The sequence below is a fragment of the Mesorhizobium sp. NZP2298 genome (genome assembly GCF_013170825.1).
GTDB lineage: Bacteria > Pseudomonadota > Alphaproteobacteria > Rhizobiales > Rhizobiaceae > Mesorhizobium.
Map to the genome: position 1 here is coordinate 2231378 of NZ_CP033365.1, position 20455 is coordinate 2251832.

At 64.5% G+C, this 20455-nt stretch carries 13 protein-coding genes; 7 read left to right on the forward strand and 6 right to left on the reverse strand.

Annotation, left to right across the window (positions count from 1 at the left end; genetic code table 11):
• Positions 1-4: 4 nt before the first annotated feature.
• From EB231_RS10795 to amaB, 7 genes are all read left to right on the forward strand, one after another.
• The gene (locus EB231_RS10795; RefSeq protein WP_172348793.1) at positions 5-2416 is read left to right on the forward strand and encodes a circularly permuted type 2 ATP-grasp protein; all 2412 of its coding nucleotides are present in this window, start codon (positions 5-7) and stop codon (positions 2414-2416) included.
• Positions 2417-2582: 166 nt separating this feature from the next.
• Positions 2583-3467 carry a transglutaminase family protein gene (locus tag EB231_RS10800; RefSeq protein ID WP_172348794.1) on the forward strand — a complete coding sequence of 295 codons (885 nt, stop codon included), beginning with the start codon at positions 2583-2585 and terminating at the stop codon, positions 3465-3467.
• 146 nt (positions 3468-3613) lie between these two features.
• Positions 3614-4549, forward strand: a complete 936-nt coding sequence (locus tag EB231_RS10805) for a glycosyltransferase family 2 protein (RefSeq protein ID WP_172348795.1) — start codon at positions 3614-3616, stop codon at positions 4547-4549.
• A gap of 113 nt (positions 4550-4662) precedes the next feature.
• Complete coding sequence (locus EB231_RS10810) at positions 4663-5757, forward strand: DNA topoisomerase IB (RefSeq protein WP_172348796.1); 1095 nt, start codon at positions 4663-4665, stop codon at positions 5755-5757.
• Between the two features lie 94 nt (positions 5758-5851).
• Positions 5852-6226, forward strand: a complete 375-nt coding sequence (locus EB231_RS10815; protein WP_056578181.1) for a YciI family protein — start codon at positions 5852-5854, stop codon at positions 6224-6226.
• Positions 6223-7497, forward strand: a complete 1275-nt coding sequence (locus EB231_RS10820; RefSeq protein WP_172348797.1) for an RNA polymerase sigma factor — start codon at positions 6223-6225, stop codon at positions 7495-7497. Before EB231_RS10815 ends, EB231_RS10820 begins: the two co-directional genes overlap by 4 nt.
• 204 nt (positions 7498-7701) lie before the next feature.
• On the forward strand, positions 7702-9216 hold the full coding sequence (gene amaB / locus EB231_RS10825) for an L-piperidine-6-carboxylate dehydrogenase (protein ID WP_172348798.1): 1515 nt from the start codon (positions 7702-7704) through the stop codon (positions 9214-9216).
• A gap of 397 nt (positions 9217-9613) precedes the next feature.
• Here amaB and EB231_RS10830 read toward each other — a convergent pair whose 3' ends face one another.
• The 6 genes from EB231_RS10830 to EB231_RS10855 all read right to left on the reverse strand — a co-directional run bounded on the left by EB231_RS10830 (position 9614) and on the right by EB231_RS10855 (position 20412).
• Positions 9614-10480 (reverse strand): hypothetical protein, encoded by an 867-nt coding sequence (locus EB231_RS10830; RefSeq protein ID WP_172348799.1) that lies wholly within the window; start codon positions 10478-10480, stop codon positions 9614-9616.
• 150 nt (positions 10481-10630) lie between these two features.
• Positions 10631-11359 carry a hypothetical protein gene (locus tag EB231_RS10835; RefSeq protein WP_246741010.1) on the reverse strand — a complete coding sequence of 243 codons (729 nt, stop codon included), beginning with the start codon at positions 11357-11359 and terminating at the stop codon, positions 10631-10633.
• 686 nt (positions 11360-12045) lie between these two features.
• Positions 12046-12420 carry a hypothetical protein gene (locus EB231_RS10840; RefSeq protein ID WP_172348800.1) on the reverse strand — a complete coding sequence of 125 codons (375 nt, stop codon included), beginning with the start codon at positions 12418-12420 and terminating at the stop codon, positions 12046-12048.
• 194 nt (positions 12421-12614) lie between these two features.
• A complete protein-coding gene (locus EB231_RS10845) occupies positions 12615-15899 on the reverse strand; it encodes an efflux RND transporter permease subunit (RefSeq protein ID WP_172348801.1) in 3285 nt (1094 codons plus the stop codon).
• A complete protein-coding gene (locus tag EB231_RS10850) occupies positions 15896-19030 on the reverse strand; it encodes an MdtB/MuxB family multidrug efflux RND transporter permease subunit (protein WP_172348802.1) in 3135 nt (1044 codons plus the stop codon). The genes EB231_RS10845 and EB231_RS10850 overlap by 4 nt, the downstream gene beginning before the upstream one ends.
• Positions 19027-20412 (reverse strand): MdtA/MuxA family multidrug efflux RND transporter periplasmic adaptor subunit, encoded by a 1386-nt coding sequence (locus EB231_RS10855; protein ID WP_172348803.1) that lies wholly within the window; start codon positions 20410-20412, stop codon positions 19027-19029. Before EB231_RS10855 ends, EB231_RS10850 begins: the two co-directional genes overlap by 4 nt.
• Between the last annotated feature and the right edge of the window lie 43 nt (positions 20413-20455).

A 20455-nucleotide genomic window follows, 5' to 3' on the forward strand; every position in this document is an offset into this window, starting at 1 on the left:
GGACATGGCAAAGGGGAATCACAAGAGGGTACGCGGCAAGCCGCAGATCCACAGCCTGCTGGAGCACTACCAGCCGATCGACGGTGTCGTCGACGAAATGGTCGATGCGTCAGGCAATCCCCGTCCGGTGTGGAAGCAGTTCATCGAGGCGCTCGACGAAATAGGGTCTGAAAAGCTCGGCCAGCGTTTCGCCCGCGCCGACCAGTATCTGCGCGATGCCGGCGTCTATTACCGCGTCTACGACAAGGCCGGCGCCAATGAGCGCGAATGGCCGCTGGCGCATGTGCCCTTGCTCATCGAAGACGCCGAATGGGCCGCAATCAGCGCTGGGCTCATCCAGAGGGCCGAGCTGTTCGAGGAAACCATCGCCGATATCCATGGGCGCAACCGGCTCGTCGAAAAAGGCATCCTGCCGGCGGGATTGATCGCGGCCAGCCCGGAGTATTTGCGGCCCGTGGTCGGTACCACGCCAGCCGGTGGCCATTTCCTGCATTTCTGTGCTTTCGAGCTCGGCCGTGGGCCCGATGGCCGGTGGTGGGTGCTGGGCGACCGCACGCAAGCACCATCGGGCGCCGGCTTCGCCCTGGAGAACCGCGTCGCCACCACGCGCGCGCTGTCCGACATCTATGGCGAAATGCATGTGCACCGGCTTGCCGGCTTCTTCCGCCGGTTCCGCGATGCGCTGATCGGCATGGCCAGGGAAACCGACGGCCGCGTCGCCATTCTGACGCCGGGGCCGCTCAACGAAACCTACTACGAACACGCCTATATCGCCCGCTACCTCGGCATCATGCTGCTCGAGGGCGAGGACCTCACCGTTTCCGGCGGCAGGCTGATGGTGCGCACTGTTTCCGGCCTGATGCCGATCAGCGTGCTCTGGCGGCGTCTCGATGCCGCCTTCGCCGATCCGCTCGAACTGCGATCGGATTCGCAGATCGGCACGCCGGGGCTGGTGGAAGCGATCCGCCAGGGTGCGGTTGCGACCGTCAACGCGCTGGGCTCGGGCCTGATGGAAACGCGGGCACTGCTTGCTTTCCTGCCCAAGATCGCGCGCGAATTGCGCGGCGAGCGGCTGCTGCTGCCGAGCGTTGCGACCTGGTGGTGCGGGCAGGCGACGGAACGCGCCCATGTGCTTGCCAATATCGACCGCATGGTGGTCGGCCCGGCGCTCTCGACGAGACTTGCCTTCGAGGATGACGGCCAGACCACGCTCGGCTCGGCGCTGTCGGCCGGGGAGCGGGCTGAGCTGGTGGCGCGCATCGAACGCGATGGCGGCGCCTTCGTCGGCCAGGAAGCGGTGACGCTGTCGACGACACCGGTCTTTGTCGGCAGCTGGCTGGAGCCGCGGCCGGCGAGCCTGCGCGTCTACCTGGCGCGCACGCCGGAGGGCTGGACGGTGATGCCGGGCGGTTTCGCCCGCGTCGGCCTGTCGCTCGACCCGACGGCGATCGCCATGCAGCGTGGCGGCCAGGCGGCCGACGTCTGGGTGGTCAGCGACAAGCCGGTGGAGCGCGAGACGCTGCTGCCGCAAGAGAGCGACAGCTTCACCCGCACCAGGCCGGGCAGCCTGCCCAGCCGCGCGGCGGAGAACCTGACCTGGCTCGGGCGCTATATCGAGCGCTCGGAAGACACAGTGCGCATCCTGCGCGCCTACCATGTGCGGCTGGCCGAGACCTCCGATCCGGACATGCCGCTGCTCTCCGACATCAGGGACTATCTCGAACCGTTCGGCATCGACGTCGAGACGGCGATCCCGTCCGGGCTGATCGGCACGCTGGATAGCGCGGTCTACAGCGCCGGGCAGATCCGCGACCGCTTCTCGCCCGATGGCTGGCTGGCGCTCAAGGATCTGTCGAAGACCATCCATCAGTTCGCGACGACGGTGGCGCCGGGCGACGACGCGACACGGGCCATGACCGTGATCCTACGCAAGCTCGCCGGCTTTTCCGGCCTGCTGCACGAGAACATGTACCGCTTCGCCGGCTGGCGGTTCCTCGAGATCGGCCGGCGGCTGGAACGCGGCATCCAGATCGCCCGTACGCTCGCCCGGCTGACCAGCCCCAAGGCGCCGGACGGCGCGCTCGACATGATGCTGGAGATCGGCGACAGCGTCATGACCCACCGCCGGCAGTATCCGGTGCAGGCCGGCCGGCGCACGGTGATCGATCTTCTGGCGCTCGACCCACTCAATCCGCGCTCCATCCTGTTCCAGTTGGAAAGGCTGAAGGCGGAGATCGGCCTGTTGCCGTCGGTCGGCGGCGAGGGGCATATGTCGCCCGCGGCAAAGGAGATCCTGCAGCTCAACACCCAGATCGCCATCAAGGAGCCTTCGGACATGACGGCAAAGGCCCTGGACGACCTCGCCTATGAAATAGGCGGTCTCTACAACAGTCTCGCCAAGGCCTATTTCGGCTAGAGCCGGATGATTTTTAGATCAATCATCCGGCTCTCAATTAGAAAAGATAGCGCATGATGTCGTCCGAAAACCGGTTCATACTTTTCGGGATCATGCTCTAGGCAGGTTCCGCAAAAGTGTCGCACGGTTTTGCGACAAGAACCTGCGGCAAACAAGAAAAGTAGGCATGCTTTACGACATCAGGCTCCATCTCCACTACGATTATGCAGCGGCGGCCGGCGGCGGCCGCCACCAGATCCGCGTGCTGCCATCGACGATATCCGGCGTGCAACGCGTCATCGCTGCATCCCTGTCCTTCACGCCGGCACCCAATGAACGTTCGGATTTTTCGGACTTCTTCGGCAACAACGTCACCTCCATCGCCTTTCGCGACGCGCATGACGCGCTCGACATCCGTATGAGCGCACGCGTTTCGGTGTCGCGGCCCGAACCTGGACTCGACGTGTCGCCCGATATCGCCCGGCTGAGGCAGGAACTGGCCGCGGTGCGGTCGCTGGCGCCTGATGCGCCGCATCATTTTCTGGCGGGAAGCGCTCACTCCGGCATCGACGCGGCGATAACCGCCTATGCAGGGGATAGCATTGCCGGCTCGGCCGCCGGTACGGCGATGAATCTCTGCAATAGCATCCATCGCGACTTCACCTATGACGGTGAAGCGACCACGGTGCGGACCCGGGCCAGCGATGCCTTCAAGCTGAAGCGCGGCGTCTGCCAGGATTTTTCGCACATCATGATCGCCGGCCTGCGCGGGCTCGGCATTCCGGCCGGCTATGTCAGCGGCTTCCTGCGCACCATTCCACCGAAGGGGAAGCCCCGGCTGGAAGGCGCCGATGCCATGCATGCCTGGGTCAAGGTCTGGTGCGGGCGTGACGCCGGCTGGCAGGAGTTCGATCCGACCAACGGCATGCGGGCGAGCAACGACCACATCACCGTCGGCTATGGCCGCGACTATTCCGATGTCGCGCCGATCGTCGGCGTTCTCAAGACCACGGGCGGTCAGGTGGGCGAGCAGGCTGTCGACGTCATTCCGGTCGCGCTCGAAAAGGTGTGAAGGCGAGCGAAACGCCGAGGCGTCCCGTTGTTGCAATTCTGGATTGTCGAAGGCGACTTCTCAAACATCGAAGGGGCCGCTAGTCTGTATTTGTTCCGAGGGACAACCATCGTACTGCCAAGGCGCGCGAACGCGGGGTTTTGTAATTGAAAGCGGTCAGCGTCGTCATTCCTGCCTACAATGCAGCGGCCACAATCGCCACAACGCTGGCGTCACTCGCCGGCGAGGCCGAGGTTATCGGCGAGGTCCTGCTGGTCGACGATGCATCGACGGACGGCATGACGGCGACGGCGCTGCAGGTCGCGGCGCGACTATCCTTGCCGCTGCGTGTGCTGCCGGCCAATTGCCGCGACGCCGGCGGCGCTCGCAACGTGGCGCTGGCTGAGGCACTCCATCCCTGGGTTTACCTGATCGACGCCGACGATTTGCATCTTGAGGGCGGATTGCGCGCACTGCTGCGGCAGGCCGAGCGCCAGCCGAAAGCCGACATGATCGTTGGCGCCTATCGGCGACGGGTGAGCGGTGAGGATCGGCAGATCAAGGTGCCGAACGGTTACCAGGCCGCCTGCCTGGCAAACGCTTCCGCCTATGTGAAGGGCGATATACGTTCGGTCGCCGTGGGCAGCGTGTTGGCATCCCGGCGCCTGATCGGCGAGACGCGGTTTCCTGTGGGTCTTGCCTATGACGAGGACACGCTGTTCTGGGCACGGCTGATGAGCAAGGCCTCGCTGGCCATGATGCCGCAGCCGGTGATGGTCTATGAGGTTTCGCCCGCCCGTTCGGACGATCGTTTTGCTATCAACCCGGTGCGGCGCTTCCTGGAGTGGCGCCGCGAACTGCGCACGCTCACGGATTGCAGCATCCCGGTCTCGGCGCTCAAGGCCAGGGAGGGACTGGTCGCCCTGAAGATCGCCCGCGTCCACTACGCACGTGGCGACCTGGACACCGCCGCGCGCTTCCTGGCGGTGGCGGCGGTCGCGCCGAAGCGACGGTCGGAGGCATGGCGCTGCCTGCGCTACAGGCTCAAGCTCGCGGTGCGGCGCCGGCTGTCGGCTCCGCTTCAGATGCAAGGCGCCCTGTAGCACACCGGCGCCCTGGGCTGTCCGCACCATCTGCGGCGCCCGGCTTTTCGAACGGTCTGTGGAACCAGCAATCGGCCAGCAGCTTATCTCTGCGTATTTTGCATGGAGCTTACATGCTGCAGGGATCCGGACCGTCACGCGGCCGCTCGTCTGATCAAGATGTCGCCTCAAAGAGCGCCGCGCAGATTTCAGCCAGGGACGCCGCACTGACCTATGTCAGCGATGCTGAGCCCGGTATCCGCCGGCTGAAGGCAGGCGAGCGGTTTTCCTACAAGGGGCCAGACGGGAAAGCAGTCTCGGATGCCACCAGGGCACGGATCGATGCTATCGTCATTCCGCCGGCCTGGACGGATGTCTGGATCTCGCCCGACGCGGATGGGCATATCCAGGCGACCGGCAGGGACCAGCGGGGGCGCAAGCAATATCGCTATCATCCGCAATGGGCCGAGGAACGCGATGGTGCCAAATATTCGAGCCTCGTCGCCTTCGCCGAAAGCCTCCCGGATCTCCGGCGCATCATCGACCGCGATTTCCGCCGCCGCGGCCTGCCGTTTGAGCGTGTCGTCGCCGCGGTCGTCTGGCTGCTCGACAACACGATGATCCGCGTCGGCAATACCGCCTATGCGCGTGACAACAAGAGCTTCGGCCTGACGACATTGCGCGATCGCCATGTCGACATCAAGGGATCGAGCCTGCGCTTTGCCTTCAAGGGCAAATCCGGCAAGGAATGGAAACTGAAGCTGGTCGATCGCCGCATCGCCGGGATCGTGCGCGGCGCGCAGGAGCTGCCGGGCCAGAAATTGTTCCAATATCTCGACGAGGACGGAAACAGGCGCCCGGTTCGCTCGGACGACGTCAACCGCTACATCAGGGATGCCGCCGGCGATGCGTTCAGCTCCAAGCATTTCCGCACTTGGGGCGGCACCATCCATGCCGGGTCGCTGTTTGCGCAGACGGAACTGCCCGAAAGCCAGGCACAGCAAAAGCGGGTGATGAACAGCGTCGTCGACAGAGTGGCCGAACGGCTGGGCAATACCCGTGCGGTCTGCCGCAAATGCTATATCCACCCGCAGGTCTTCGAAGCCTGGCTGGAGGGGCGGCTGCTTGCCGAAATGGCGGAGGCCAACAAGCGCAAGCGGTCCATTGAGGGGCTCGATGAGGAGGAGGCGCTCGTGCTGAGATGGTTGAAACACACGAACGGTGATTGACGGCAATTGTCCGCCGCCGTCTCGGGATTTTTTTATCGACGTCGTGTCGGGATCGGCCCTACTGTTTCGTCCTTTGATACAGAAAGGACCAGCCATGCTCTACGCCATCCTCTGCTATGCCTCCGAAGACGTCGTCAGCTCATGGAGCAAGGCGCAGGACGACGAAGTCATGGCCAACCTCCTCGGCGTCCAGGAGAAATACGCCAAGGCCGGGCGGCTTGGTCCCGTGGCGCGGCTTCTGCCGACGACGGCTGCGACGACGCTGCGGAAGGTCAAGGGTGAATCGATCGTCATCGACGGCCCGTTCGCCGAGACCAAGGAGCAGTTCCTCGGTTTCTATACGCTCGAATGCGCCGATCTCGACGAGGCGGTCGAGTTCGCTCGTGAGCTTTCCGAGGTCAATCCGAGCGGTGGATCCTATGAGATACGGCCGGTCTCGGTGTTCAATCCCACCGGGGTTGCCGTATGACCGAACTTGCCTGGATCAGCTCCGCGATCAGCGCCGCCCGCCCGCAGGCGATGGGCGCGCTGCTGCGCTATTTCCGCGATCTCGATACGGCGGAGGAAGCTTTCCAGGATGCCTGTCTCAGGGCGTTGAAGAACTGGCCGCAGAACGGGCCGCCGCGCGATCCGGCCGCCTGGCTGATCTTCGTCGGCCGCAACAGCGGCATCGACGCGGTGCGCAAGCGCGCCAAGCAGGCGCCGATGCCGGAAGAAGACCAGATCTCCGATCTGGACGATGCCGAGAGCGATATCGCCGAGCGGCTGGACGGAGCGCATTACCGCGACGACATATTACGGCTGCTCTTCATATGTTGTCATCCCGATCTGCCGGCGACGCAGCAGATCGCGGTCGCGCTGCGCATCGTCTCCGGCCTGACCGTCAAGCAGATCGCGCGCGCCTTCCTGGTCGGCGAGAGCGCCATGGAACAGCGCATCACCCGCGCCAAGGCGCGCATCGCCGACGCCGGAGTGCCGTTCGAGACCCCGGGCGCCGTCGAGCGATCCGAGCGGCTCGCGGCGGTTGCGGCCATGGTCTACCTGATCTTCAACGAGGGCTATTCGACCAACAGCGGCGAGGCACCGGCCCGCGCGCCGCTGTGCGAGGAGGCGATCCGGCTGGCCCGGCTGTTGCTGCGGCTGTTCCAGACCGAGCCGGAAATCATGGGGCTGACGGCGCTGCTCCTACTCCAGCATGCGCGCGCACCAGCCCGTTTCGACGAAGACGGCGAGATCGTGCTGCTCGAGGACCAGGATCGCGGCCTGTGGAGCCGCAAGATGATCGACGAGGGGCTGGCCCTTGTCGACAAGGCATTGCGCCATCGCAAGCCCGGCCCCTACCAGGTGCAGGCGGCGATCGCCGCCCTGCATGCGCGGGCTGACAAGGCCGAGGACACCGACTGGGTGGAGATCGACCTGCTCTACGGCCTGCTCGAACAGATGCAGCCGTCGCCGGTCATCACGCTCAACCGCGCGGTGGCGGTCTCCAAGGTGCGCGGCCCGGAAGCCGCCCTTGCCATGATCGAGCCGTTGGAGCCGAGGCTTTCCGGCTATTTCCATTTCTTCGGCCTCAAGGGCGGACTGCTGATGCAACTGGACCGGGGCGAGGAGGCGCGTATCGCTTTCGACCGGGCCATCGCGCTTGCCAACACGGCGGCGGAAGCAGCCCATATCCGCATGCATATCGACCGTTTGATGAAAGACGGTGCCGTGCGTGCGCCGGCCAAAAAGGCCAACTGAACAGCATTCGCCCGTCTGGCTCGATCGTCCTTGGCTCAATCTTGTAATTTGGGCTTGGACCATGCCGGGGTGGCGATTTTCCCCTGAAACGAGTAAGGCCACGCCATGACTGTGCCTGAAGTGTCTTTTCGGCACGCGGGCGGCATGGCGCGAGGCTTCGACCCGACGCCATATGATGACGACGGGATCTGAAAGGGACAAAAAATGACCATAGCGAAGGAAACGGCTGAGCTTCTGGCGAAACTGGGTGTGGCCAAGGACGCGCTTGTCGGTGGCGACCTCATCGTGCGCAGCCCGGTGACGGGCGAAGAGATTGCCGCACTGAAGACTATTTCGCCCGCCGATGCGGCCAAGACCATCGATGCCGCGCACAAGGCGTTCCAGTCCTGGCGGCTGGTGCCGGGTCCCAAGCGCGGCGAACTGGTGCGTCTGCTCGGCGAGGAATTGCGTATCCACAAGGCCGAGCTTGGCCGGCTGGTGTCGATCGAGGTCGGCAAGATCCCGTCCGAGGGCCTCGGCGAAGTGCAGGAGATGATCGACATCTGCGATTTCGCCGTCGGTCTGTCGCGCCAATTGTACGGCCTCACCATCGCCACCGAGCGTCCGGGCCATCGCATGATGGAAACCTGGCATCCGCTCGGTGTCGTCGGTGTCATTTCCGCCTTCAACTTCCCGGTCGCGGTGTGGTCGTGGAATGCAGCCCTGGCGCTGGTCTGCGGTGATGCGGTGATGTGGAAGCCGTCGGAGAAGACGCCGCTGACCGCACTTGCCTGCGAGGCGATCTTTGCGCACGCTGTCAAGCGTTTCGGCGCCGACGCGCCGCAGGGCCTGCTCCAGGTGCTGATCGGCGACCGTGCCGTCGGCGAAGTCCTGGTCGATCATCCCAAGGTGCCGCTGGTGTCGGCCACCGGCTCGACGCGCATGGGCAGGGAGGTCGGGCCGCGGCTGGCCAAGCGCTTTGCGCGCGCGGTGCTGGAACTCGGCGGCAACAATGCCGGCATCGTGGCGCCCAGCGCCGACCTCGACATGGCGCTGCGGGCGATTGCCTTCGGCGCCATGGGCACGGCCGGGCAGCGCTGCACGACGCTGCGGCGCCTGTTCGTGCATGAGAGCGTCTATGACGCGCTGCTGCCGCGGCTGAAGAAGGCCTATCAGAGCGTTTCGGTCGGCAATCCGCTGGAGACCTCCTCGCTGGTCGGGCCGCTGATCGACAAGGCCGCCTACGAGGCCATGCAGAAGGCGTTGAAGGAAGCTACCGCACATGGCGGCAAGGTGACCGGCGGCACGCGGGTCGAGAACGGTCATCCCGATGCCTATTACGTGCATCCCGCCCTTGTCGAAATGCCGAAGCAGGTTTCGCCGGTGACCGAAGAGACCTTCGCGCCGATCCTGTATGTGATGAAATATGCCGACTTCGACGCCGTGCTCGACGAGCACAATGCGGTGGGTGCGGGCCTGTCGTCTTCGATCTTCACGCGCGACCTGCAGGAATCGGAGCGCTTCCTCGGCGTCGACGGTTCGGACTGCGGCATCGCCAACGTCAACATCGGCACGTCGGGGGCCGAGATCGGCGGTGCCTTCGGCGGCGAAAAGGAAACCGGCGGCGGCCGCGAGAGCGGCTCCGATGCGTGGAAGGCCTATATGCGGCGCGCCACCAACACGGTGAACTACTCCAAGGCGCTGCCGCTGGCCCAGGGCGTCTCATTCGACATCGATTGAGAACGCCGGGAGTTGTCCAAGGCTAGTGTCGATCAGGCTCGGCGAGCATCAATCGACACAGGTGGAGGGCGTACATGCCGCACTGACGCTGGACAGTTTCTGACGCTTGTCCAGCGTTGGCTTTTCGTACGGTCTCTTCATGCAGGGGCCTCTCGGGATGTCTTGTCGTGCAAGCGTGTCTCGCTTACGGGAGGCGCTTCGACGATCAAGTCGCGCAGGTCGATGGCGTGCAGACCGCCGTGACGTCGGACAGTCGTTCGCGCTTGTCCAAAGTCGGCTTTTCATAACGTCTTTTCATGCAGGCCCCTCTCCAATCATGGTGCCGCGCATAACGGCGATTGGAGTGCTAGCGGGCACGACGGATTCGTGCATCCCCGTGCGGGAGACGCCGCACGAGTCAGCGGCCTGCCGTCGAACCAAAGGCTTCGGCGAAGGCGGCATCCATAATCGCCAGCTTCACTGCCTGGGCGGTCATGTATTCCCCATAGAAATCGCGCGATATCCACATGACCGACTGGCCCCTCTGGCCGAGCCAGCCGACACTGCCGAGGTCTTCGGCGGCGCGAAGCTTGCGTGCAAGGTGAGTGCGCGACAGTTTCAGCCATTTGGCGAAATCGCCGATCGAGACGACACCGGTCGGGAGCCGATCAAGGCCGGCATGCTCGGGATCGACGCCCGATATCAACCAGTCCATGACGACGCCGCCATTGTTGAGCCAGGTGAAGAGGGAAAAGGTCTGCTTGGGCTCGCGTACCGGATTGGACGAGAGCAAGCCATCGGCAATCCGTGGCTGCAGCATGGCGAGCGCGTCCGGCCTGGCCAGGAACAGGGCCAGGCGGTTCGCACCGTCGAGACCGTCCAGCGTCTGCAGATGCGCCATCAGCCAGAGGGTAACCGGCTCCAGCGAGGCCGCGGCCGGCTGCAGAGGACGGATGCGGCCGTCCTGTGCCGTGGGGATATACTCGATGAAACCGTAGTGCAGCATTTCCTTGACGAAGGCGTCGGCGGTGTTGCGGCTGGCCACCGAATTCTGCCAGATCGCGTCGAGGAAACGCGCTGACGTCAGTTCCTTACGATAGTCGTCTGGCTCCCTCCTGAAATGCAAGGCAAGACCGATATGGGCCATGAGCCAGCGTTGCTGCGTGGCAAACACCGACGCGAGCCGCGGATTCATCTCATAGGTCTGGTTCATCGCCTGTGCCTGGACGCGGATACAGCGATGCAGGGCCGGATGACCGGCAATTTCTTCCAACGTCAGCGCCATTCCCCCCGCTGCGATAAGACCCCTTGTCGCGAAGACGCAAGAACACATTTTCAGTCTTCGTGGCTCGTGTCCAGACGCCGGCCGTCAACAGTGAGTGAATGCGTATAGCGGGTACAAATCGGGGGGCGCTTCATCGCTTCGAGCCGCCGCTCAGCCACCGCCTCGCGATGGCGGAAAACAAGTCTCGAAGGCGGTGTCGACAACGGCCAGCTTGGCGGCCTGGACAGTCATGTATTCCTCGTAGAACCCGTGCGACACCCACATCACCGAATGCCCGCGCTGGCCAAGCCAGCCAATGCTGCCTAATTCCTCGGCGGTGCGCAGTTTGCGGCCGAGATGGGTCCGCGACAGCTTGAGCCATTTGGCGAAGTCGCCGATCGAAACCACGCTGGTCGGGATTCGCTCCAGGCCTGCGTGATCGGGATCGATGCCAGACATCAGCCAGTCCATGACGATGCCGCCATTGTTGAGCCAGATGAACAGGGAAAAGGTCTGGTTGGGTTCACGCACCGGCTTCGAGGCCAGCAGGCCGTCGGCTATCAGGGGCTGCAGCGTGGCAAGCATGTCGGGCCGATCCAGGAATCTGGCCAACCGGTCGCCGCCATCGATATGGTCAAGCGTGCGCAGATGGGCGATCACCCAGCCGGTGAACCTCTCGATGGTGGCCGCCGTCGGCTGCAGGGGATGCGTGCGGCCGTCTCCGCCCGCCACATACTCGGCGATGTTGTAGTGCAGCATCTCCTTGATGAAGGCGTCCGCCGTGTTGCGGCTGGCTACCGCGTTCTTGTGCACGACCTCGATGAAACGCGAGACTGTCAGTTCCTTGCGGCGGTCGTTCGGATCGCGCCTGAAGTGCATGGCAAGGCCGACATGGCCCATAAGCCAGCGCTGCTGCGTGGCAAAGATGGAAGCCAGCCGCGGGGTTTCCTCATAGATTCGGATCAGGGACTGCGACTGTTCCTGAACGTAGCGGTGCAAGGCCGGATGGGCCGCTATGTCTTCCAATTTCAGCGCGGATCTCCTGAAGCTTCAAAACAACCCTGATGGCGAGATTGCGTTCCTCATTTTCCAGCCTTCAGTATGTGTCCAGACGTACCAATTGCGAAGAACAGGGCCAGCCGAGATACGGATCCACGGCGACAGTTCACGTTTCAGTCTGCTAACTGATTGCCATGTCTTGGAAAAAACCTCCCAATCACAGTCAGTCGAACGAGCGCCGGTTGGATTGATCTTCCAACGCGGCAAACTCGAATATCACCTATGCCGGTGCGGGCTTCATCGCAAGCCGCCAGTACAGGGGCCTACAACGCCTATGCACATGGTGCTGGCGGGCCGGTGACGGCCTTCTTCACCGGGCAGCCGGTGAATGGCAACACGCGGGTGCTGGTCGAGGATCTTCGGCTTGGTGGCCTGGCCTTCGGCCAAAGGCATGGCCGAAACCGCTTCCATCCGCGCAATCGCCTCGGTCCGGCAGGCTCTTGCCTTGCTCGTTCGCGAGGCTCGATGGAAAAACCCGACGCCCCGGAAATCTGTCCGAGGCGCCGTGCGATCATGATCAGCCCGCGTCAGCCGTTCGGGTAATAACCGCCATCGGCGCCGTCGCCGATGTAGGTGCCGCCGCCTGAATCGGTTTGCAGTTGCTGATCCAGCCTCTCGATCTGGCCGAGCAAGCTCTGGTATGCATCGCCACCCGTGGCCGAGCGATGGATGCTGTCGGCCCGCATCATCAGATCGTGCTCCTGCTCAGGGGTGATCGCCTTTGCCTCCATTGCCTCGACAATCCCCTGCTTCACGCCCTGCAACTGATCCAGGACCACCCGTGCCTCGACGGACATGCCGCCGGGTTTGACCCGGTGGCGATGCACCGCGTAGGCACTCGATAGTGGCACCGCCGCCAGGAGCGATGCGATTGCTATGATCTTTGGTGTGAAACCGCGCATGGTCGCGCCTCCCTTCAACGGGAAAGCGGTAAGGTTATCGCTTTCCGATCGCGGGCGATCTGCTCCCGTCGCGTCGTGATGATCCTGTCATCGCCGGCGGATCGTGACCCGCATAGTCGATATAGGGATGTTCCGGAGCCTGGCACGACAGAGAACGGAAAGTTGACAGCTTGTGATCGGCGAGGTGAGCCGGCTCACTCCCCGGCTTGCACAGTTGGTTGCCGGGGATACCGTGCCCGCCACCGTAATTGCCTGCACCAGAGACTGAAGCGGTCGACATAGATGTAGATGACCGGCGTCGTGTAGAGGGTCAGGATCTGGCTCAGGATCAGGCCGCCGACGATGGCGATGCCAAGCGGCTGGCGCAGTTCCGCGCCCTCGCCAAGGCCGATCGCCAATGGCACGGCGCCGAACAATGCCGCCATGGTCGTCATCATGATCGGGCGAAAGCGCAGCAGGCACGCCTGGTAGATGGCGTCGTGGGCCGGCTTGCCTTCGTTGCGTTCCGCAGCCAGCGCGAAGTCGATCATCATGATCGCGTTCTTCTTGACGATGCCAATCAGGAGGATGATGCCGATCAGCGCCATGATCGAGAACTCGATGTTGAACAGGGTCAGCGCCAGCAAGGCGCCGACACCGGCCGAGGGCAAGGTCGACAGAATGGTCAGCGGGTGGGCGTAACTCTCGTAGAGAATGCCGAGCACGACATAGACGGCAATCAGCGCGGCGAGGATCAGCAGCGGCTGATCAGAGAGCGAATCCTGGAAGACACGCGCCGTGCCCTGGAAACTGCCATGGATGGTGGCCGGCATGCCGATGCGGTCGGCCGCCGCATTGATGGCAGCGATGCCTTCGCTGAGCGCGACGCCAGGCGCCAGGTTGAACGACAGGGTGGTGGCGACGAACAGGCCCTGGTGGTTGACCGACAGCGGCGTGCTGCCGGGGCCGTAATGCGCGAAGGCCGACAGCGGCACCATGGTCTCGGCTCCGGTGCTGACCGCCGATCCGGTCGAAGCCGCCGTCCTGCCGGTGCTGGTTATGGAATTGTTGGCCTGGTTGCGCGCCGCGTCGGCGGCGATCGACTGGGCCGAGGCGGACTGGCCTGTCGCAACGAATGTGCCGGCGACCGCGTTGCTGGCCTGCGAACCATGCACCGAGCCACCGGAGGTGCTGACATAGACCTTGTTCAGCGCGTCCGGGTTCTGCCAGTATTGCGGCGCCACCTCCATGATGACGTGGTACTGGTTGCGCGCCACGTAGATAGTCGACACCTGGCGCTGCCCGAAGGCGTCGTAGAGCGTGTTGTCGATCTGGCTGGCCGATATGCCGAGGCGCGTCGCCGTATCACGGTCGATGGTGACGTCGGCTTCCAGGCCTTTGTTCTGCTGGTCAGAGTTGACGTCGTTGAGCCTGGGCTCGGTTTGCAGCGCGGCCGCGAGCTTCGGTGCCCACTCCGCCAGCTGGTCGAAACTGTCGCCCTGCAATGTGTACTGGTATTGCGCGTTCGACTGACGCCCGCCGACGCGGATATCCTGCACCGCCTGCAGGAACAGCGTGGCGCCCGGCACATCAGCCAGTTCGCGCCGCAGCCTGGCGATGACCTGGTCGGCGGAGACCTTGCGATCCGCCAGCGGCTTCAGCGAAACGAACATGAAGCCGGAATTGGTCTGGCCGCCCCCGGTGAAGCCGACGGCGGTGTCGACGGCTGGATCCTTGCCGATTATGGCCGCGTACTGGCTGAGCTTCTGCGACATCGACTGGAAAGAGGTTGCCTGGTCGGCCTGGATCGAGCCGGTCAGCCGTCCGGTGTCCTGCTGCGGGAAGAAGCCTTTTGGGATGGTGACATAAAGATAGCCATTGAGGCAGAGCGTTGCCGCCAGCACCGCCATGATCAGCAGCGGATTGTCGAGCGCCCAGGACAGCGACCGGCGGTAGAAGCCCAGCATGCCCTCGAAGATACGCTCGCTGAAGCGGTAGAGCCGGCCGTGTTCGCGTTCTCCCTCAGGGCGAAGCAGGATCGAGCACATCATCGGCGTGGTGGTTAGCGAGATTGCGAGCGAGACCAGGATCGCCGCCGACAGCGTGATGGCGAATTCGCGGAACAGCCGTCCGACGATGCCGCCCATCAGCAGGATCGGGATGAAGACGGCGATCAGCGACAGGCTCATCGACAGCACCGTGAAGCCGACTTCCTGGGAGCCCTTGATCGCCGCCTCCATGCGGCCCATGCCGGATGCGGTGTGGCGGGCGATGTTTTCGAGCACGACGATGGCGTCGTCGACGACGAAGCCGGTGGCGACCGTCATCGCCATCAGCGACAGATTGTCTATGCTGAAGCCCATGAGGTACATGGCGCCCAGCGTGCCGACCAGGGACACGGGCACCGCCACGATCGGCACCAGCGCCGAGCGCACGTCGCGCAGGAAGGCGAAGACGACGAGGATCACCAGGCCGATGGCGATCATCAGCGTCCGCGCGACCTCGCTCAGCGAGGCGCGGATGGTGGTCGAGCGGTCGACCGCCAGCGACAGATCGATGGCCGGCGAGATGGAGGCGCGCAGCGTCGGCAGCAGTGCCTTCACCCGGTCCACCGTCGCGATGATGTTGGCGTTGGGCGACCGGTTGAGGATGATCAGCACGCCCGGCTTGCCGTTGGCGAGACCGGCGTTGCGGATGTTTTCGACGGAATCACTGACCTGGCCGACATCGGAAAGCCTGACCGGCGCGCCATTGCGGTAGGCAACGATCAGGGAACGGTAGGCGTCCGCCTTGTTGGCCTGGTCGTTGGCGTAGATCTGATAGCGCTGCTGGCCGACATCGATCGCGCCCTTGGGGCTGTGGGCGTTGGCGGAGGCAAGGGCCGCGCGCACGTCCTCCAGCCCGATGCCGTAGTCGTAGAGCACCTGGGGGTTGAGTTCGACGCGCACGGCCGGCAGCGAGCTGCCCCCCACCGACACCTCGCCGATGCCGTCGACCTGTGAGAGTTTCTGCGCCAGCACGGTGCTGGCGGCATCGAAGAGCTGGCCCTTGGACAAAGTGTCCGATGTCATCGACAGGATGAGGATCGGGGCATCGGCGGGATTGACCTTGCGATAGGTCGGGTTGGAGCGCAGGCTGGACGGCAGGTCGGCGCGCGCGGCGTTGATCGCCGCCTGGACGTCACGCGCCGCGCCGTCAATGTCGCGGTCCAGGCCGAACTGCAAGGTGATGCGGGCGCTGCCGACGCTGCTCGACGAGGTCATCTCGTTGACGTCGGCGATCTCGCCGAGATGCCGCTCGAGCGGGCTGGCGACAGTGTTGGCCACCACCTGCGGGCTGGCGCCCGGCAGCGACGCCTGCACCGATATTACGGGGTAGTCGACCGCCGGCAGCGGCGCCACCGGCAATTGCGGAAACGCCACAAGTCCGGCCGCCAGCAGGCCGAAGGTCAGCAGCGTCGTCGCCACCGGCCGCCGGATGAAGGGAACCGACAGGTTCATGGCGCTGCGTCCATGCCCTGGATGCTGGGAAGATCGGGGGCACGGGGCAGGTTGGGCTCGATGCCTTGCAGCCGGGCGGCAAGGCGGTCGAACCAGAGATAGATCACCGGCGTGGTGAACAGGGTCAGCAACTGGCTGAGCAGCAGGCCGCCGACGATGGAGACGCCCAGGGGATGGCGCAGTTCCGAACCGACGCCGGTGCCCAGCATCAGCGGCAGGGCGCCCAGCATCGCCGCCAGTGTCGTCATCAGGATCGGGCGGAAGCGCAGCAGGCAGGCCTGGTAGATGGCCTCGCGCGGCGTCTTGCCCTCATGGCGCTGCGCGTCGAGTGCGAAGTCGATCATCATGATGGCGTTCTTCTTGACCACGCCGATCAAGAGGATGATGCCGATGATCGAAATGATGGTCAGGTCCTGGCCGGCGATCATCAGCGCCAGCAGCGCGCCGATGCCGGCCGAAGGCAGCGTCGACAGGATGGTGATCGGATGGATGAAGCTCTCATAGAGCACGCCGAGCACGATGTAGACCGTCACCACCGCCGCCAGGATCAGGAACAGCGTGTTGTCGAGCGAAGCCTGGAAGGCGCGCGCGGCGCCCTGAAAGCTGGTGATGATGCTGAGCGGCATGCCGATCTCGGCCTGCGCCTGCTCGATCGCGGTGACCGCCTCGCCGAGCGATGCGCCCGGCGCCAGGTTGAACGAGACGGTGGTGGCGGGGAATTGCCCCATATGGGTGATCTGCAGCGGCGTGGTGGCGACATGGGTGGTTGCCACCACCGACAGCGGCACCGGCGCGCCGCCCGTTGATGAGGGCAGGTAGACGGAGGACAGCGCCTTCAGCGAATCCTGTTCGGAGGGGGCGGCCTCGAGAATGACGCGGTACTGGCTTGACGTGGTGTAGATGGTCGAGACCATGCGCTGGCCGAACGCGTCGTAGAGCGCGTTGTCGATGGTCGCCGGCGTGATGCCGAAGCGCGCGGCCTGGTCGCGGTCGATGTCGACAAAGACGGCAAGGCCGCTGTTCGACAGGTCGCTGGCGACATCGGTGAGCTGCGGCAGAGTGTTCAGTTTTGTGAGCAGCTTTGGCGTCCATTCTCCCAGTTCGTCGGCATTGGCGTCCTGGAGTACGAATTGATACTGGGTGCGGCTGACCTGGCCGTCGATGGTCAAGTCCTGAACCGGCTGCATGTAGAGCGTCACGCCCGCCACCGAAGCGGCTTCCTGTTTCAGGCGGGCGATGACCGCGGTGATGTCGGCACTGCGCCCTTCATGCGGCTTGAGGTTGATCAGGATGCGGCCGACATTCATCGTGGTGTTGGTGCCGTCGACACCAATGAAGGACGACAGGCTGTCGACATCGGGGTCTTTGAGGATGATGGCGGCCAGCTGCTGCTGGCGGTCGGCCATGGCGGCATAGGAGATCGACTGCGGCGCCTCGGTGATCGCCTGGATGACGCCGGTGTCCTGCACGGGGAAGAACCCCTTGGGGATGACCACGTAGAGAGCCGCCGTCAGGACCAGCGTCGCCGCCGCCACCACCAGCATCAGCGTCTGCCGGTCGAGTACCCAGGTCAGCGCGTGGCCGTAGCCGCGGATCACCCAGTCGAAGAAGTCATGGCTGGTGCGCTGCAGGGCGTTCTCATGCACCGCCGAAAAGGGCTTAAGCAGCTTGGCGCAGGCCATCGGCACCAGCGTCAGCGATACCACGGCGGAGATAAGGATGGTGGTGGCCAGTGTTATGGAGAATTCGCGGAACAGCCTGCCTACGACATCGCCCATGAACAGAAGCGGGATCAGCACCGCGATCAGCGAGACGGTCAGAGAGATGATGGTGAAGCCGATCTGTTGCGACCCTTTGAGCGCCGCTTGCAGCGGCGTCGCGCCTTCCTCGACGTAGCGCGCGACATTCTCGATGACGACGATGGCGTCGTCGACGACGAAGCCGGTGGCGATGGTCAGCGCCATCAGCGACAGATTGTCGAGGCTGAAGCCGAACAGGTACATGACACCAAGCGTGCCGACCAGCGACAGGGGAACCGAGAGGCTGGGGATCAGCGTGGCGCGCGCGCTGCGCAGGAAGACGAAGATGACCAGCACGACCAGGATGATCGACAGCGTCAGCTCATATTCGACGTCGCGCACGGAGGCGCGGATGGTCGTGGTGCGGTCGGTCAGGACCTTCACGTCGACGGCGTTCGGCAGCGAGGCCTGGAGCTGCGGCAGCAGCGCCTTGATGCGGTCCACCACGTCGATGACGTTGGCGCCGGGCTGACGCTGGATGTTGAGGATGATCGCCGGCGTGCTGTTCATCCAGGCCGCCAGCCTGTTGTTCTCGGTGGCGTCGACCACATCAGCCACGTCGCTCAAGCGCACCGGGGCGCCATCCTTGTAGGCGACGATCAGCGAGCGGTATTCGTCGGCGCTCTTCAGCTGGTCATTGGCGTTGATGGTGTAGGCGCGCGACGGTCCGTCGAAATTGCCTTTGGGGGTGTTGACGTTGGCGCTGCCCAAGGTGGTGCGCAGGTCGTCGAGATTGAGGCCATAGGCGGCGAGCTTGCGCGGGTCGGCCTGGACGCGCACGGCCGGCCGCTGGCCGCCGCTGAGGCTGACCAGGCCGACGCCGGGCAGCTGCGATATCTTCTGCGCCAACCTGGTGTCGGCAAGCTGCTGCACGTCACGCAGCGGCATCGTGGCCGAGGTCAGGCCGAGGGTGAGCACAGGCGCGTCGGCAGGATTGACCTTGGCGTAGATCGGGGGCGCCGGCAGGTCGGCCGGCAACAGGTTGCCGGCGGCGTTGATGGCGGCCTGCACCTCCTGCTCGGCGACATCGAGAGAGATCGCCAGGCTGAACTGCAGCGTGATGACCGAGGAGCCGGCCGAGCTTACCGAGTTCATCTGGTTGAGGTTGGCGATCTGGCCGAGCTGGACCTCCAGCGGCGCGGTGACCGAGGAGGTCATAACGTCTGGGCTGGCGCCGGGATAGAAGGTCTGCACCTGGATGGTCGGATAGTCGACCTCGGGCAGGGCCGAGACGGGCAAATAGCGATAGGCCAGCAGGCCGGACAGCATGATGGCGACCATGAACAGCGACGTCGCCACCGGCCGCAGGATGAAGGCTCGCGACGGGCTCATTGCTGCTGCCCGGACTCCGCGTGACGGTGCTTGCGACCCTGGCCCTTGTGCCTGCCCGTGTCGTCAGGCTTCGGCGTATCGGATGTGGGCTGATCGGGTGCCGGCGTCTGTGCCTGGGGTGCTGTCCCCGTGGGCGCGGCAGCCGAGGCCTGCGGAGGTGTCTGCGCTGGAGCCTGCGCTGAGGCCGGTGCCGGGAGTGGCGCCTGGCCGTCCTGCCCGAGATTGATGTGGGCGCCGTCGCGGAGCTTGTCGGCGCCGTCGACGACGACACGGTCTCCGGGGTTCAGGCCGGCGAGTATCTCGACATGCTCGCCATTGGTGACGCCGAGCGTAACCTTGCGCACGGAAACCGTGCTGTCGGGATTGACCAGGTAGACGAAGGTGCCGGGCAGGCCGCGCTGGATCGCGGCGATCGGGGAGATCGCCACGTCCTTGTGCTCGTCGACGAGAAGCACGACATTGACGAACTGGTTCGGATAGAGGACACGCGCCTCATTGGCGAAGCCCGCCCTCAGCTTGATGGTGCCGGTGCTCGGGTCGATCTGGCTATCGAAGGTTTCGAGCTGGCCGTCAGCGAGCTTCTTGGCTCCGGCACGGTCGAAGGCCGTGGCGGGCAGCGTGGCCCCCTGCTGCATGCGCTGCGCGATCGCTGGCAATTCATCCTCGGGCACGGTGAACAGCACGCTGATCGGCTGCACCTGCGTGATGACGACGATGCCGTTGGCATCGCTGGGGGTTACGTAGTTGCCCTGATCGACCTGGCGCAGTCCGGCCCGCCCGTCGACGGGAGCCAGGATGCGGCAATAATCGAGATTGAGGGTGGCGGTCTGTATCATCGCCTGGTCGACCTGGATGGAACCCTGATCCTGCGCGACAAGGGCGACCTGCGCGTCGAGGGTCTGGGGTGTCACCGTCCCCTGGGCCACCAGCTTCTGGTCGCGAACGAGGTCGAGCCCAGCATCCTTGAGCATCGCCTGGTCGCGCACCAACTGGCCTTGAGCCTGGGCGAGCGCCGCCTGATAGGGGCGGGGATCGATCTCAGCCAGCAGGTCGCCCTTCTTGACATCCTGGCCCTCCTTGAAATTCACCTGGACGAGCGGACCGGTGACCTGCGGCTTGACCGTGACGGTGGAGAGCGAGGTCACCGTGCCGAGCGCATTGAGGGTGACGTCTATCGTGCCCTTTTCGATGGCGGCGGCGCCGATCGTCGTCGGCTGCGCGCCGCGTCTGCCGCCGGACTGCCTGGCCTCGACATGCGGTCGCTGATAGAGATAGGCGCCCGTGGCGGCAACGATCGCAATGAAGATCAGCCAGGGAATCCAGCCGCGCGAACGGCGTTGCGCGACGGTCGTCTGCAGGGGCATTTCCAATTGCTGGTCCATGGCGGCGTCTTTCACCCCCATGAACCAATATGGCCGAATCCGG

Excerpts from the sequence above, each read along its gene's own strand:
- EB231_RS10795 (WP_172348793.1), top strand. The coding sequence starts at position 5 with ATGGCAAAGGGGAATCACAAGAGGGTACGCGGCAAGCCGCAGATCCAC.
- EB231_RS10800 (WP_172348794.1), top strand. The coding sequence starts at position 2,583 with ATGCTTTACGACATCAGGCTCCATCTCCACTACGATTATGCAGCGGCG.
- EB231_RS10810 (WP_172348796.1), top strand. The coding sequence starts at position 4,663 with ATGCTGCAGGGATCCGGACCGTCACGCGGCCGCTCGTCTGATCAAGAT.
- EB231_RS10815 (WP_056578181.1), top strand. The coding sequence starts at position 5,852 with ATGCTCTACGCCATCCTCTGCTATGCCTCCGAAGACGTCGTCAGCTCA.
- EB231_RS10820 (WP_172348797.1), top strand. The coding sequence starts at position 6,223 with ATGACCGAACTTGCCTGGATCAGCTCCGCGATCAGCGCCGCCCGCCCG.
- amaB (WP_172348798.1), top strand. The coding sequence starts at position 7,702 with ATGACCATAGCGAAGGAAACGGCTGAGCTTCTGGCGAAACTGGGTGTG.
- EB231_RS10830 (WP_172348799.1), bottom strand. The coding sequence starts at position 10,480 with ATGGCGCTGACGTTGGAAGAAATTGCCGGTCATCCGGCCCTGCATCGC.
- EB231_RS10835 (WP_246741010.1), bottom strand. The coding sequence starts at position 11,359 with ATGGGCCATGTCGGCCTTGCCATGCACTTCAGGCGCGATCCGAACGAC.
- EB231_RS10840 (WP_172348800.1), bottom strand. The coding sequence starts at position 12,420 with ATGCGCGGTTTCACACCAAAGATCATAGCAATCGCATCGCTCCTGGCG.
- EB231_RS10845 (WP_172348801.1), bottom strand. The coding sequence starts at position 15,899 with ATGAACCTGTCGGTTCCCTTCATCCGGCGGCCGGTGGCGACGACGCTG.
- EB231_RS10850 (WP_172348802.1), bottom strand. The coding sequence starts at position 19,030 with ATGAGCCCGTCGCGAGCCTTCATCCTGCGGCCGGTGGCGACGTCGCTG.
- EB231_RS10855 (WP_172348803.1), bottom strand. The coding sequence starts at position 20,412 with ATGGACCAGCAATTGGAAATGCCCCTGCAGACGACCGTCGCGCAACGC.